Genomic DNA, 13601 nt, shown 5'->3' with positions numbered 1-13601 from the left:
GGCGAGCAGAATGCCGAGCTATCTGGCGACGACCAAGTCGCCGCCAGGAGTCCTTGCCGCGCCGCGCGACGTCGTCACTTGATCTTTTTCAGTTCGGCGAGCGCGCTCGTCGCGTGCTTGACGGCGCGCGCCGAGTCGCCAAACCGGGCGCGCATTTCGGCCAAGCGCAGATGCCTGATCGCGCGATGCAGCAGCTTGTTGGCGGCGCGGTCCTGTTCGATGGCCTTTTCGTGCAGCGACTCACGCGCATGGCCGAGCGCGCTCATCACATGCGTAACGATCTCCTTGGAGTCGCCCTTCGCGCCGTCGTCTATCGCCTCCTGAGTATGCTCAATCGCCGCCTGCACATGCATGCCGATGCCGGCCAGCGCGCAAGAGCCGGAAAACGCCAGCGCCAAAGCGGTCAGAATCGCGAATACGCTCATTCGACGCGTCATTGTCATCTCCTCATCGCCGCCAGCGGGCTGGGCTTCAGCTTGCCCAAGAGTTAGGGCGTCAGGCGCAACGGCTCAATCCCCTCCTGGCCCCTCCTGGCGTCAGCGGTTTCTTGATTGAAGGCGCCAAATCGGGCACAAGGCGCTAGCGTCTCTGGGCGTCCGTCGCCCGCCAATTTTTCCCGGAAAGGTTGCAATGTCGGAGATTATGCGCGTCGGCATCGCGGGGCTCGGCACCGTCGGCGCGGCGGTGGCGCGCCTGCTCCGCCGCCAAGCCGAGGCGCTCACGGCCCGCACCGGACGGCGCATCGTCCTGGCGGGCGTTTCGGCTCGCGACGCCACGAAGGAGCGGCGCGCCGACCTTTCCAGCGCGGAATTTTTCCAAGATCCGGTCAAGCTCGCGGCCTCGCCGTCGATCGATCTCTTCGTCGAATTGATCGGCGGCTCGGAGGGGCCAGCGAGAGCCTGCGTCGAAACCGCGCTCGCGCATGGCAAGCCGGTCGTCACCGCCAATAAGGCCCTGCTCGCCGCGCATGGCTTGCATCTCGCAGCGCTCGCCGAGGAGAACCATGCCGCGCTCGCCTTCGAGGCGTCGGTCGCGGGCGGCATTCCGATCGTCAAGACGCTGCGCGAGGGGCTCGCCGGCAATTCGGTCGAGCGCGTCTATGGCATTCTCAACGGCACCTGCAATTACATCCTGTCGCGCATGGAGCAGGAGCAGCTCTCCTTCGAGGAATGTCTGAAGGAGGCGCAGAGGCTCGGCTATGCCGAGGCCGATCCGACCTTCGACATTGGCGGTTTCGACACCGCCCACAAGCTTGCGATCCTCACCTCTCTGGCCTTCGGCACGCGCATCGCCGCCAGCGCCATCGATATCGAGGGCATTGAGCGCGTGACGCTCGCCGACATCGACGCGGCGGCGGAGCTTGGCTACCGCATCAAGCTGCTCGGCGTCGCGCAGCGCACCGCTGACGGGGTCGAGCAGCGCGTTCATCCGACGATGGTCAGCAAGAATTCCGCCATCGCCCAGGTGATGGGCGTGCTGAACGCCGTCACCATCGACGCCGACGCGGTGCATGAGCTGACGCTTGTTGGGCCAGGCGCCGGCGGCGACGCGACGGCCTCGGCCGTCGTCGCCGACATCGCCGACATCGCCAAGGGGGTGCGTTCGGCGCCGTTCGGTCTGCCGACCGCGAAGCTCGCGGAGCTCAAGCGTATGCCGATGCAGCGTCACGAAGGCGGCTATTACATCCGCATGTCGGTGCGCGACGTCGCCGGCGCCTTCGCCAAGATCGCGACGCGCATGGCGGAGCGCCGCATATCGCTTGAAAGCATCGTGCAGCGCGGCGCGCGGGGCGCGCCGGGCGATTGCGTCGATGTCATCCTCATCACCCATGCGACGAGCGAACATCTCGTGCGCGAGGCGCTGGACCTGATCGATCAGGACGGCGTCATCGTTTCGCGCGCGCAGGTCATCCGAATCGAACGCGAGTAGCGCGACATGACGCAACAGCCCGAACCCGACGCGTCGCAGATCGACCGCTACCTGACGCTGGAGCTGGCGCGCGCCTCCGAGCGCGCCGCGGTCGCCGCCGCCAGATTCCGCGGACGCGGCGATGAGATGGCCGCCGATCTCGCGGCGGCGGCGGCGATGCGCGAAGAGCTGTCGCGACTTCCCGTGCGCGGGCGCATCGTCATCGGCGAGGGCGATGCGGACGCGGCGCCGATGCTCTACATCGGCGAAGAAATCGGCGCGGGCGTTGGTCCCCGAGTCGATCTCGGCGTCGCGGCGCTCGAAGGCTCGACGCTTTGCGCCAAGGACATGCCGGGCTCGATCGCCGTCGTCGCCATGGCGCCGGCCGGTTCGCTCCTGCATGCGCCCGACGTTTACATGGACAAGATCGCCATCGGTCCGGGATATCCCGAAGGCACGATCGATCTCGATCGCGATCCCGGCGACAACATCAGAGCGCTCGCGATCGCCAAGGGCGTACGTGCGAGCGAAATCACGGTGAGCATTCTCGACCGGCCGCGCCACGCCGAAATCATCCGCAATTGCCGCAACGCCGGCGCGTGCGTGCGTCTCATCGCCGGCGGCGACGTCGCGGCGATCATTCTCACCACCCATCCTTCGGAAACCGGCGTCGACATGTATCTTGGCCGCGGCGGCGCCTCGGAAGGTGTGCTCGCCGCCTGCGTGCTGCGTTGCGCCGGCGGCCAGATGCAGGGGCGGCTGGCGCTCGAGACTCGCGATCAGATCGCCAAGGCCCAGCGTTTCGGCCCGATCGATCCGCGCCGCAAATATTCGGTCGGCGACATGGCGGCTGGCGACGTCGTCGTTTGCGTGACCGGAGTCACCGCCGGGCCGCTCGTCGGCGGCGTGTCGCTCGGCAAGACGACGATCGACACCGAGACGATCGTCTATCGCTCGGCGACAGGCACGATCCGCCGCATCCACGCGACGCACCGGGCGGTGGGGAAGTTCGATTGACGTCGGCGCTAATACGTCCGGCCGGTTTCGAGCTGAGTCTTGGCGTCGAGCTTGCGCCTCGGCGGCGGCGGATAATCCGGCGGCGGCGGGGGCTGTGTCGCGCAGGCGGCGAGCGACAAAGCGATAAGTGAAGCAAGGATCAGATGAAGGCGTCGCATCAGTTTCGTCCGCATTTTTCAAGGTGGCGCGCATCTTCGCGCCTGTTGCGTAAGAGCGTGGCTTTGGCGACGGAATTATGTCCATCGCGCGCCGGCGGGACGGCGCGCCGATGACTCCCGCCGCCCATATCTCCGCCGCGATCGAGGTGCTGGACGATGTTGCAAAGCGCCGCCGACCCGCCGCCGAGGCCTTAAAAGACTGGGGCATCGCGCATCGCTTCGCCGGATCGAAGGATCGGGCCGCCATCGCCAGCCTCGTCTTTGATGCGCTAAGGAAGCGCGCCTCGGCCATCTATGTGATGGGCGCGGACGATCCGCGCGCGATCATGTTGGGCGCGCTGCGCGAGGCGCGCGGCCAGGGCGCCGAGGCGATCGGGGCGCTGTGCTCCGGCGCGGGCCATGCGCCGGCGCCGCTTTCCGACGAGGAGCGTCACAGGCTGGAGACGGCCTCGCTCGCCGACGCGCCGGATCATGTGCGCGGCGACTATCCGGAATGGCTCGGCTCGCATTTCGAGGCGGCGTTCGGCGCGCGCGCGGCCGAAGAAGGCGCGGCGCTCGCCGCCCGCGCGCCTGTCGATCTGCGCGTCAATATTCTGAAATGCTCGCGCGAGCAGGCGCTTGAAAAGCTCGCGCATCTGTCTCCCGCGCCGACGCCGCTTTCTCCGATCGGCCTGCGCATCGAGGCGGGGCAGGGGCGGGGACCGGCGCTGACGGCTGAGACCGCCTATGTGAAGGGGCTCGTCGAGCCGCAGGACGAAGCCTCGCAGCTTTCGGCGCTGCTCTGCGCCGCCGGGCCGGGCGAGCAGGTTCTCGACCTTTGCGCCGGCGGCGGCGGCAAGGCGCTGGCGCTCGCGGGGCAGATGCATAACCGCGGGCAGGTTTACGCCTATGACGCGGATGGGCGCAGGCTCATGCCGATCCATGAGCGGCTGGAGCGCGCCGGGGCCCGCAACATTCAGGTTCGCGCGCCGCGCGGCAAGGCCGACGTTCTGGCCGATCTCGAGGCGCGCTGCGACCTCGTGCTGATCGACGCGCCCTGCACGGGCGTCGGCGCCTGGCGGCGCCACCCCGACGCCAAATGGCGGCTCGCGCCCGGCGCGCTGGACCGAAGACTAAAGGAGCAGCGCGAATTGTTGGCGATGGCCGTCCGCTTCGTGAAGCCCGGCGGTCGGCTCGTTTACATCACCTGTTCGGTCCTGCGCGAAGAAAACGAGGACCAGATCGCGGCCTTTCTCGCCGCCAATCCTGATTTCGCGGCGCGTTCAGCCGCCGAAATTACGGAAGGCGCGGGCCTCCCCGACCTCGCCCGCGTCGCCTCGCCGCACGGGCCGGGCATCCGCCTGTCGCCGGCGACAAGCGGCACGGACGGGTTTTACGTTTGTGTCTTGGCGAAGCGCTGAGTAAGACCAGTCCGAGTGCTCCTCCGAGCGTCATGCCCGCGCTTGTCGCGGGCATCCACGCCGACATTCCGCAGAAGCCCGGCGTGGATGGCCGGGACAAGCCCGGCCATGACGGTGAACTGCGGTTCAATCAGGTTTGCCCATGACCACCGCGCCCGACGCCTTCCATCACGACATCGCCGATCGCCACGACAAGGTGCTGATCGTCGATTTCGGCTCGCAGGTGACGCAGCTCATCGCGCGGCGCGTGCGTGAAGCGGGCGTCTATTGCGAAATCGCGCCGTTCCAGAACGCCGAGCGCGCCTTCGCCGAGATCCGCCCCAAGGCGGTGATCCTCTCCGGCGGCCCGTGCTCGGTGACGGACGAGGGCTCTCCCCGCGCGCCGCAAAGCATTTTCGACTCCGGCGTGCCGGTGCTCGGCATCTGCTACGGCGAGCAGACGATGGCGACCCAGCTCGGCGGCACGGTCGAAGGCGGTCATCATCGCGAGTTCGGCCGCGCCGACGTGACGGCGCTGGAGCACAGCGCGCTGCTCGACGGCGTGTGGGAGAAGGGCGGCAGCTTCCCCGTTTGGATGAGCCATGGCGACCGCGTGACGAAGCTGCCGGAAGGCTTTCGCGTCATCGCCGCTTCAGAAAACGCGCCCTTCGCCGCGATCGCGGATGAAGCGCGCCGCTATTACGGCGTGCAGTTCCATCTCGAAGTCGTGCATACGCCCGACGGCGCCAAGCTCTTATCGAATTTCGTGCACAAGGTCGCGGGGCTAAAGTCCGACTGGACCATGGCGGCGTTTCGCGGCGAAGCGATCGCGGCCATCCGGCGGCAGGTCGGCGACGGGCGGGTGCTCTGCGGCTTGTCGGGCGGCGTCGACAGCGCCGTCGCGGCGGTGCTTATCCATGAAGCGATCGGCGAGCGCCTCACCTGCGTCTTCGTCGATCACGGCCTGTTGCGCCAGGGCGAGGCGGAAGAGGTCGTGCGGCTCTTTCGCGATCACTACAATATTCCGCTGCATCACGTCGAAGCAGCGGACCTGTTCCTCGGCGCGTTAGAGGGCGTCGACGATCCGGAAGTGAAGCGCAAGACGATCGGCCGCCTCTTCATCGAAACCTTCGAGTCCGAGGCGAAGAAGATCGCGCAGGACGGGCGCGGCGCGCCGCAGTTTCTCGCGCAAGGCACGCTCTATCCCGATGTCATCGAGAGCGTCTCCTTCACCGGCGGGCCGTCGGTGACGATCAAATCGCATCATAACGTCGGCGGATTGCCGGAGCGCATGAACATGCGGCTCGTCGAGCCGCTGCGCGAACTCTTCAAGGACGAAGTGCGCGCGCTCGGGCGCGAACTCGGACTGCCGGAAGCCTTCGTCGGGCGCCATCCGTTTCCCGGGCCTGGTCTCGCGATCCGTTGCCCGGGCCTCATCACCCGCGAGAAGCTGGCGATTTTGCGCAAGGCCGACGCCGTTTATCTCGACGAAATCCGCAAGGCGGGATTGTATGACGACATCTGGCAGGCGTTCGCCGCGCTACTGCCGGTGCGTAGCGTCGGCGTGATGGGCGACGGCCGCACCTATGACTACGTCGTCGCGCTGCGCGCGGTGACGTCGAGCGACGGCATGACCGCGGATTTCTATCCCTTCGACATGAGTTTTCTGGGCCGCGCCGCCACGCGCATCATCAATGAAGTGAAGGGCGTCAACCGCGTGGTCTACGATGTGACGAGCAAGCCGCCGGGAACCATTGAGTGGGAATGATTCGGGCCATTCCCAGCGTATCCCGGAGTATCCGGAAATACGACGTAATCTACTGATTACAAAGATAAACTCTCATATTATCAGTCAGAGACTATTGGCCGGCAGAGATCGCTGCTGACGGACTCGCTGACGGTATGCTTCCCCATTGCGAAATTCGATTTCGTCCGATACCGTCAGGAACTGAGCACCATCTGACGGTCTTATTTTCGACGTAACGCATTAGAAACAAAAGATATTCTATCAAGAATGTGCTCGAAAATGGCTTGACGGTCTTTTTTCATGGGAGCGGGCGAGATGCTGACGGATGCAGCCCTTAAGCACCTGAAACCAAAAGACAAAATTTACAAAGTGACGGACCGGGACGGCATGTATGTGCTCGTGAAGCCATCGGGGACCCTCACTTTTCGGCTGGATTACCGGATGAACGGGCGGCGCGAGACCGTCACGTTCGGCAAGTACGGGCCAGCGGGCCTATCGCTCGCTCGGGCGCGCGAGCTGTGCATCGACGCCAAGCGGGCGATCAGCGAAGGACGATCGCCGGCGATTGAAAAGCAGCGGGAGAAGCGCCGGCTCCTGGAAGCGAAGAGCTTTGGCGAGTTTGGTGAGAAATGGTTGACCGCGGCGCCGATGGCGGACAGCACGCGGGCGATGCGCCGGTCGATCTTCGAGCGCGAGCTACTCGCCAAGTGGCGTAGCAGGCTGCTGACCGAAATCACCCCAGATGACCTCCGGGCTCATTGCGGCGCCATCGTCGATCGCGGCGCGCCGGCGACAGCGATCCACGCCCGCGACATCGTCAAGCAGATCTTCGGCTTCGCGATCTTGCACGGCGAGAAGGTCGCCAACCCCGCTGACGATGTGGGGCCGTCTTCGATCGCAACCTTCGTGCCGAAGGACAGGTCGCTCTCGCCGACCGAGATTCGGATCATGCTCAAGCTGCTCGAGAAGGTGGCAACACTGCCGACCATCAGGCTCGGCATGCGGCTCTACCTGCAGACTATGGTGCGCAAGAGCGAGCTGCAGGACGCGACTTGGGACGAGGTCGATTTTGAGAATGCCGTGTGGACCATCTCTAAGGAGCGGATGAAGCGCTCGAAAGCGCACAATGTTTATCTGTCGCGCCAAACTTTCGATATCATGATCGCGCTGAAGACGTGCGCCGGAAATTCGAGATACCTTTTGCCGTCGCGCTATGACGCGGACGCGCCTATGTCGCGCGCGACGTTCAATCGCGTCACCTACGCGGTCGTCGAGCAAGCGAAGAAGGAGGGGCTGCCGCTGGAGCCGTTCACCGTCCACGACCTGCGCAGGACCGGATCGACGCTGCTGAACGAACTCGGCTTCAACAGCGATTGGATCGAGAAGTGCCTAGCGCACGAGGATGGTCGTTCGTCGCGCGGCGTCTACAATAAGGCCGAGTACGAAGTGCAGCGGCGCCACATGATGCAGGAGTGGTCGGACATCATCGACGCCTGGCTCGCCGGCAAGAAGCGCGTGCCGACGCTCATTCCGCCTTCGATGCCGCTGCTTGAACCGGATCCCGCTCTCGAACCGGGCGCAAGCGCCGTTGTCTGACGTCGGGAGACTGAGCGCGCCGGATGGGTGCTGACCGGCGCGAGGCGAGCCATGCCTCGACCTCCGCAAGATCCCACACAAAGCATCGTGGTGAGAGAGCGAAGCGTCGAGGAAATTCTCCGCGCTGTTCCATCTCGTAGATGGTGCTGTCGGCGAGCGGGACCATCTCGCGCAACTGATGCCGGCGGATTGTTCGTCTAGTTGGCTTGTCGGTCAAACGGACCATCTTGCGGCTCCTCGAGTTCATGACTGAGGAGAATTGAAAGCAATAGCTATCGATAAGTGGAAGCCTGAAATAGGGGAGATCGGGTTAGGGCGGGCCATGGCGTAGAATTCGGACAATATGTTCTGCGTCTCCCGCCAACGAATGCGAAATGGTTCCAAGCTGCGGCGGCCACCATCCGCCGAGTTCGCGCTTCATTCGACGCACGCCGATTCGAAGTCGCGCGACTCCGATTCAAAGCCGGGCGCCGCGCTGCGCACGGTGGCGAGGCGCCCGGCCGCGAGATCCGCCGCGCGAACACCGCCGAATCATGGCTGTCGGCTACCCGGTCTATGGCGGGATGACGAGTAGCCGGGTGTCACACCGACAATGGGCGTGTGCGACGTCGACAGTAGCTGTGGTTACTCGGCTGAGTCAGCCCTCGCCTGGTGAATTGACGCTAGATATCCAGCACGATCGCGCTCCATAGCTTCTACCTCTTCCGGCGGGGCCGCCGTCCTCTCGTGTCGGGCGGCCCAGAGGATCATCTCGAAGATTACAGGTGCCAGATCGATGCCGCGCTGAGCCCATCTGAAACGCGACTTTTATGAGCGAACGTAATGACCACTGCGAAAGGAGTGCACGACGAAGCAATTTGTTTTTCTGACCTACGGATTTGAAAAGCCCACGCCGGAAATCATGCAAGCGTGGAACCGTTGGTTCCAATCCATAAAAAACAATATCGTCGAGCAATATGGCCTTATCAATGGCCGAGAGATATCCAGAAACGGTGCCAGGCCCTTGCCGCGTGATCTTGCGGCGATAACCGGCGTCGTCGTGGTGAACGCGGAAAGTCTCGAGGACGCGGAGAGGATGGCGGAGGGCAATCCGTACATAACGAGCATCAGAATCTATGAAAGCATGCAGATGTAATTCTGTTCGTTTCTCGAGAACGTACATCTCGCGGAATGCTGGATAGAACGCGCGACGTTTGAGGCTTACAGGAATCTGGCGAGCGCCAAATGACCAGTTCCTCAGTAGCCAGCTCACGCTGGGCACAGCCCTGCGTCTCGGTCAATTGCCGGTGCTAGCCGTGGGCTGCCAAGCTCTCGACTGATTTCTGCTGGAGGCCCTTGAGCACGCTGTCCATCAGCCCCCTCATTTTCCAGCGCACCAGCAGAAGATCGAGTAACCTGCCGATGGGTCCGAACTTGGGCGTGTAGGTAATTTGCATGACGGCGCGGGACACCGCTCCGTTCGGTGACACCGCAAGCGTTGTTCGGACATCCCGGATCGGCATGGTGCCGGCGTAGATCTCGACGGTGTAGCTTTCGCCCGGACGCCAATCGATAACGCGTTCCTCGATCCAGTTTCGCCCGTCCTTGAGTTCGCAGCGACGTTCGGCGCCAAGTCCTTCGAGGGGCGCATCGCCGATGTGGAAGGAGCGCGACAGGTTCGGGTTGAAGGCGTCGATTTGCTGGAAATCCTTGAGCAGCGTCCAGACAACTCCGGCGCTGGCCGCAATGTCACATTCGGCCCTAAGCGTTGTCATTCCTGCTTCTCCTTGCTGTCAATTGCTGAAAAGAGACTTGCTGTTCTCTTATTGGCCCGATATAAGAGAACATATATTCTCTGTCAATAGAGAGGGGCCGCGAAGAGGAGAGATGATGGGGAGGCCGAGAGGGTTTGATCCGGACGCAGCGGTGCGAACCGCGATGACCCTGTTCTGGCAGCGCGGATATGATTCCGTGTCGTTCGACAGGCTCGTGGGTGAGATTGGCGCGAGCCGCAAAGGACTTTACGCGCTTTGGCCGGACAAGCTGGCGCTGCTTGTTGCCGCGCTCAAGAGCTATCGACAGATGGTCGGCGATCACTTCCTGTGCGATCTCGAGAGAGAGGATGCGGGTCTGGCGGAACTCGCAGAATTCTGGAGCAAGTTCGAGAACGCTGCGCGGCAATCTGGATGGTCTGGCTGCCTCGTCATGCGAACCTCGGCCGACAGGATCGCTGCGGAGTCCCAGGTGGCGGTAGAGATCAAGGCATACTTCGACCGCCTGTCCGATGCGCTCGAGAACGCTCTGCGCGGCGCTGTGAGGCGCCGTGAGATAAAATCGGATCCTCCCCCTCACGTGCGCGCTCGTCAGGCGTTCGCAGTTGTGGTGGGCTGTTCGGCAATTGGCTCGTTTGAAGGGTTCACGCCCCGCATTGCGGATCTGATCAACGCGGGTCGGGCGGCCTGCGGTGTCTCAGCTCGTGCACGCGCCTCAAAACGGTCTCGTCGAACTTCGAGATAGAGGTAGGCAACCGCCAATCACTTCTCACAGGCGAGGTGTTTCGATATCGAGTAACTTAAGGTTCGGAGCCTTTCCACTGCAGCAAACTGTCAGCAGGATTGGACGCCACACACACATTGAAGAGGAGGGTGCGATGTATATTCCGGCATCGTTTAAAATCGAGGAGTTGCAGGAACTGCATGACGTCGTTCGCGCCGCTCCATTGGCAAATTTGGTTATCAGCAATGATGCGGGGTTGGTTGCGACGCCACTTCCCTTGCTAATGGATGAAAGCGCCACACATTTGCTGGCGGTCAGCCGGTCGACGGCGCCTGGGTCGAAACTAAGACGCCGTCCTTCGCGCTCGCTGATCACGAAATCCAGACCGCCTTCTTCGGCGAGGCGACCCAGATCCTGCACGATCTTTCTGGCGGCACGCTCGCCAAGGATCGCGTCTGGTCGAACGGCGTCCATGCGGTTGACGGCACTTGGAACATCGATGGCCGCGCCCTGACGAACGAAGAGATCGGCGCTGCTGTTGCAGCCGCCTGACTTCCCCTCACCATTTCGAAAGACCTGACAATGAAACGACTGTTTTCCCTGCTTACCGCAAGCGGACTGGCTTTCGCTGCGGCAAGTACGGCAGTGGCCGCAGAGAGCGGGCAGAGCTGCATGCCGATTGGCGGCGTCGCGATCCCCAACTTCTTTCCCGAGGGAGAAGGCAAGCCGATCATCATCTCGGCCACGCTGGCGGGCAGTGTCCAGAATGCCGCCGGCAAGATCCTCGCCCAGCGACAGACGCCGACCGGCCTCGAGATGGACATGGAACACTATTTCGGACGCGATGACGGCGGTGGCATTCACACAAAGGATCTGGGCATCCTGACCACAGTGCCGGACAAGCCTGGCCGCTACATGCTGGAGATTACCTACCACATCCAGCAGCAGGACTCGCGCGGCACCCTCAAGGGCTACGGCGGCCTGTTCAACAGCTACGGTCTCGTCGATCTGCGCGACCCCAACAACATGGTCGGGCTGGTCCGCTACACCGGCGAAATCTTCTCGACGCCTGATGGCTTGCCTTTTACTGGCGCTGAGATCGCTTTCTGCGGCGCTAGCCTTCGCCTCTTCAATTAAGCCCGTAAGCTTCGCCCCTGAATTTGCCGCGTCAGCTCATGCTCGCCTTAAAAAAAGAGACCCAAGGCGCCGCCGGCCAATCCGCCGACGACGGCTGCAGCGATCGTGTTGGGAATGCCGCCGAGGCTTAGATAGGCGAGAACGCCCAAAATTAGTGCGCCAACACCGGCGAAGATATAGGTGTTGGTTGTGATTTCCCATTCCCTTTCGCCGGATGGCCTTTGATCCGTCATTGCCAATCCCTCCCTTCGGCGAACGTCCTGCTCTCGGAGGTCGACGCCCGCCAGAGTCATCTGGCTTAACGAGAGGGAGGGTCAATGGTCGCGGCGCACATAGCCGACATAAAGGCAGCTCATCATGACCGCCGCCGTCGCCGCAGGGTCACCCAAATCCGCCGGGGCCGCTTGGTAGCAATCGCAATCAAAGACGAAATAGCCATCGGAACCGCCGTTCGACTCGAACGTCGAGAATTTATAGGCACGACATGTTTTGCCCAAGCTCTCGTCGAGCAAGCGGGCGGCGATAGGGGCTAACCCTTTAATATCCGGTTTGCAGCACGTGGAGGCGTACGCCCAGGCATAAGAGCAACGTGGCGAAAAAGCCGCCGTGTCGCCGCAAACACGGTTCTTTTTGTCTAAGAGGACAAGACGCGCCAAAACGCTGAGCCTCACTGTAGTCGTTGAAGTTCGAAAAGATATCACAGGGCCGCAGCGCAGCCACAACATTCGACGATCTATGGCGAAATTCGTTGCTGCGGCGCGAGACCTACGATTGCGCGCCCTTGTCTGGCCGCCACCAACGAAAAACGCCCCGCGCTTACGTCCAGCGTCGGGGCGTTCCTCCGGAAGGCAAGTGACGCGCTGTTCTGGATTGCAAAAGCGGCTCTGCCGCACCTGCAGCCGGGATCGTCGATCATCAATACGAGCTCGATCGTCGTCTTCGATCCTTCGCCGCATCTTCTGGACTACCCGGCGAGCAAGGCCGCCTTCTCAACTTCAGCAGATGTCTGGCGAAGCAGCTCGCTGCCGTCGCGCCTGGCCCGTTCTGGACGGCGTTGCAGCCAAGCGGCGGCCAGTGGCGCCGATGTCGCATTGCACTTAATTGCCAGAATGCGCCGGTTCGCGCCTCGGGCCGTGGTGGGTGGACCGTTAAATTAATTTGAATTTTCCGGCGATTTCCCGCCTCGACCTGAGTCATCAATTCAAAGCGTTATAGTGCAGGCAGGGCAATGCCGGGCGGATGGGGGCAACTACCGCTCTCGATCGCATTGTCGCCTGGTAGACATCTCGGCTGTCGTCGCTCGCTGGATATCGCCTTCGGTGAAATCGACAGACCGCATCGCCTATGAAACGATCTGCGCTATCTACGTTGATAACTATGATGAGGCTGGTGAGGCGGCGCGAGCGCGTATCCATGAGCGAGGCCGGTTTGCGCTTGGCGCTGCTGATAGGTAGAGCCACGAAAGCATAACGCCCTGCATCCCAGCGAGAGAGGGAGCGGAACATGGCCAAGATCGTATGCGTGCTGTATGACGATCCGGTCGACGGTTATCCGAAAGCCTATGCGCGCGATGACGTGGCTCAGCCCAAATGCTATCCCGACGGACAAACGCTGCCCTCCCCAAAAGCAATCGATTTCAAGCCGGGTACGCTCCTTGGCAGCGTTTCCGGCGAACTAGGACTACGCAAATTCCTAGAGTCGAACGGTCATCGCCTAGTAGTGACATCCAGCAAGGACGGCGCGGACAGCGTACTCGACCAAGAGCTTCCTGACGCCGACATTGTTATTTCGCAGCCTTTTTGGCCGGCTTATATGACCCGCGAGCGGATTGCGAAGGCGCCCAAGCTCAGGCTCATCGTAACCGCGGGCATTGGATCCGATCACACCGATCTGCAAGCAGCGATCGATCGCAATATCACCGTCGCGGAAGTCACATACTGCAATAGCATCAGCGTATCCGAGCATGTGGTGATGATGATCCTCGCGCTGGTGCGCAATTACATCCCTTCGTACCAATGGGTCGTGACAGGCGGCTGGAACATAGCAGATTGCGTAGCGCGTTCTTACGATCTTGAAGCCATGCAGGTCGGCACTGTCGCCGCCGGTCGCATCGGCTCGGCAGTACTGCGGAGGTTGAAGCCATTCGATGTCGGCCTTCATTATTTCGACCGCCATCGTCTTTCG

15 protein-coding genes and 1 pseudogene are annotated in these 13601 nt (G+C 62.6%); 9 read left to right on the top strand and 7 right to left on the bottom strand.

The window, feature by feature from the left end; genetic code table 11:
• Positions 1–74 precede the first annotated feature (74 nt).
• A complete protein-coding gene (gene smbP / locus IYW40_RS01585) occupies positions 75–437 on the bottom strand; it encodes a small metal-binding protein SmbP (RefSeq protein WP_175095427.1) in 363 nt (120 codons plus the stop codon).
• Between the two features lie 193 nt (positions 438–630).
• Here smbP and IYW40_RS01580 point away from each other — a divergent pair, with 193 nt between their 5' ends.
• Positions 631–1929 carry a homoserine dehydrogenase gene (locus tag IYW40_RS01580; RefSeq protein ID WP_196399155.1) on the top strand — a complete coding sequence of 433 codons (1299 nt, stop codon included), beginning with the start codon at positions 631–633 and terminating at the stop codon, positions 1927–1929.
• Positions 1930–1935: 6 nt separating this feature from the next.
• Positions 1936–2925 carry a class II fructose-bisphosphatase gene (glpX, locus tag IYW40_RS01575; protein WP_175095429.1) on the top strand — a complete coding sequence of 330 codons (990 nt, stop codon included), beginning with the start codon at positions 1936–1938 and terminating at the stop codon, positions 2923–2925.
• 8 nt (positions 2926–2933) lie between these two features.
• On the opposite strand, the gene IYW40_RS01570 is transcribed toward glpX, so the two are convergent.
• Positions 2934–3083, bottom strand: coding sequence for a hypothetical protein (locus IYW40_RS01570; RefSeq protein WP_164479364.1), 150 nt, complete (start codon positions 3081–3083; stop codon positions 2934–2936).
• 110 nt (positions 3084–3193) lie between these two features.
• On the opposite strand from IYW40_RS01570, the gene IYW40_RS01565 reads away from it, so the two are divergent.
• The 3 genes from IYW40_RS01565 (at position 3194) to IYW40_RS01555 (ending at position 7805) form a co-directional block, all read left to right on the top strand.
• Entirely contained in the window at positions 3194–4483 is a 1290-nt protein-coding gene (locus tag IYW40_RS01565) for an RsmB/NOP family class I SAM-dependent RNA methyltransferase (RefSeq protein ID WP_196399173.1), read from the top strand.
• Positions 4484–4625: 142 nt separating this feature from the next.
• Entirely contained in the window at positions 4626–6230 is a 1605-nt protein-coding gene (gene guaA, locus IYW40_RS01560; protein WP_196399154.1) for a glutamine-hydrolyzing GMP synthase, read from the top strand.
• A 294-nt stretch (positions 6231–6524) separates the two neighbouring features.
• Positions 6525–7805 (top strand): tyrosine-type recombinase/integrase, encoded by a 1281-nt coding sequence (locus IYW40_RS01555; RefSeq protein ID WP_196399153.1) that lies wholly within the window; start codon positions 6525–6527, stop codon positions 7803–7805.
• Here the strand turns inward: IYW40_RS01555 and IYW40_RS01550 are convergent.
• Complete coding sequence (locus IYW40_RS01550) at positions 7735–8031, bottom strand: AlpA family phage regulatory protein (RefSeq protein ID WP_196399152.1); 297 nt, start codon at positions 8029–8031, stop codon at positions 7735–7737. The two genes, IYW40_RS01555 and IYW40_RS01550, sit on opposite strands and share 71 nt — an antisense overlap.
• A gap of 1063 nt (positions 8032–9094) precedes the next feature.
• The gene (locus IYW40_RS01545) at positions 9095–9559 is read right to left on the bottom strand and encodes an SRPBCC family protein (RefSeq protein WP_196399151.1); all 465 of its coding nucleotides are present in this window, start codon (positions 9557–9559) and stop codon (positions 9095–9097) included.
• Positions 9560–9722: 163 nt separating this feature from the next.
• On the opposite strand from IYW40_RS01545, the gene IYW40_RS01540 reads away from it, so the two are divergent.
• The gene (locus IYW40_RS01540; RefSeq protein ID WP_196399150.1) at positions 9723–10301 is read left to right on the top strand and encodes a TetR/AcrR family transcriptional regulator; all 579 of its coding nucleotides are present in this window, start codon (positions 9723–9725) and stop codon (positions 10299–10301) included.
• Positions 10302–10325: 24 nt separating this feature from the next.
• On the opposite strand, the gene IYW40_RS21545 is transcribed toward IYW40_RS01540, so the two are convergent.
• Complete coding sequence (locus tag IYW40_RS21545) at positions 10326–10754, bottom strand: hypothetical protein (RefSeq protein WP_246720578.1); 429 nt, start codon at positions 10752–10754, stop codon at positions 10326–10328.
• Between the two features lie 108 nt (positions 10755–10862).
• Here IYW40_RS21545 and IYW40_RS01530 point away from each other — a divergent pair, with 108 nt between their 5' ends.
• On the top strand, positions 10863–11417 hold the full coding sequence (locus IYW40_RS01530; protein ID WP_196399148.1) for a hypothetical protein: 555 nt from the start codon (positions 10863–10865) through the stop codon (positions 11415–11417).
• A gap of 47 nt (positions 11418–11464) precedes the next feature.
• On the opposite strand, the gene IYW40_RS01525 is transcribed toward IYW40_RS01530, so the two are convergent.
• Together IYW40_RS01525 and IYW40_RS01520 are read right to left on the bottom strand one after the other, a co-directional pair.
• Entirely contained in the window at positions 11465–11650 is a 186-nt protein-coding gene (locus IYW40_RS01525; protein WP_196399147.1) for a hypothetical protein, read from the bottom strand.
• Between the two features lie 81 nt (positions 11651–11731).
• Positions 11732–12073, bottom strand: a complete 342-nt coding sequence (locus tag IYW40_RS01520) for a hypothetical protein (RefSeq protein ID WP_196399146.1) — start codon at positions 12071–12073, stop codon at positions 11732–11734.
• A gap of 201 nt (positions 12074–12274) precedes the next feature.
• Between IYW40_RS01520 and IYW40_RS01515 the strand changes: the two are divergent.
• A pseudogene (locus tag IYW40_RS01515) lies at positions 12275–12492 on the top strand (SDR family NAD(P)-dependent oxidoreductase); the annotation flags it as partial.
• Positions 12493–12920: 428 nt separating this feature from the next.
• Positions 12921–13601: NAD-dependent formate dehydrogenase (locus IYW40_RS01510; protein WP_196399145.1), on the top strand; the 681-nt coding region annotated here is incomplete at its 3' end.

This window comes from Methylocystis sp. H4A (assembly GCF_015709545.1).
GTDB lineage: Bacteria > Pseudomonadota > Alphaproteobacteria > Rhizobiales > Beijerinckiaceae > Methylocystis > Methylocystis silviterrae.
Note: the sequence above shows the minus strand (reverse complement) of the source record. Positions and strands in the feature narration are given on the sequence as shown.

Bases quoted from the DNA above. Each gene is read 5' to 3' on its own strand.
- IYW40_RS01570 (WP_164479364.1), bottom strand. From the start codon at position 3,083: ATGCGACGCCTTCATCTGATCCTTGCTTCACTTATCGCTTTGTCGCTC.
- IYW40_RS01530 (WP_196399148.1), top strand. From the start codon at position 10,863: ATGAAACGACTGTTTTCCCTGCTTACCGCAAGCGGACTGGCTTTCGCT.
- IYW40_RS01550 (WP_196399152.1), bottom strand. From the start codon at position 8,031: ATGGTCCGTTTGACCGACAAGCCAACTAGACGAACAATCCGCCGGCAT.
- IYW40_RS01555 (WP_196399153.1), top strand. From the start codon at position 6,525: ATGCTGACGGATGCAGCCCTTAAGCACCTGAAACCAAAAGACAAAATT.
- IYW40_RS01540 (WP_196399150.1), top strand. From the start codon at position 9,723: ATGACCCTGTTCTGGCAGCGCGGATATGATTCCGTGTCGTTCGACAGG.
- IYW40_RS01580 (WP_196399155.1), top strand. From the start codon at position 631: ATGTCGGAGATTATGCGCGTCGGCATCGCGGGGCTCGGCACCGTCGGC.
- IYW40_RS01545 (WP_196399151.1), bottom strand. From the start codon at position 9,559: ATGACAACGCTTAGGGCCGAATGTGACATTGCGGCCAGCGCCGGAGTT.
- smbP (WP_175095427.1), bottom strand. From the start codon at position 437: ATGACGCGTCGAATGAGCGTATTCGCGATTCTGACCGCTTTGGCGCTG.
- IYW40_RS01525 (WP_196399147.1), bottom strand. From the start codon at position 11,650: ATGACGGATCAAAGGCCATCCGGCGAAAGGGAATGGGAAATCACAACC.
- IYW40_RS21545 (WP_246720578.1), bottom strand. From the start codon at position 10,754: ATGGACGCCGTTCGACCAGACGCGATCCTTGGCGAGCGTGCCGCCAGA.
- IYW40_RS01565 (WP_196399173.1), top strand. From the start codon at position 3,194: ATGACTCCCGCCGCCCATATCTCCGCCGCGATCGAGGTGCTGGACGAT.
- guaA (WP_196399154.1), top strand. From the start codon at position 4,626: ATGACCACCGCGCCCGACGCCTTCCATCACGACATCGCCGATCGCCAC.
- glpX (WP_175095429.1), top strand. From the start codon at position 1,936: ATGACGCAACAGCCCGAACCCGACGCGTCGCAGATCGACCGCTACCTG.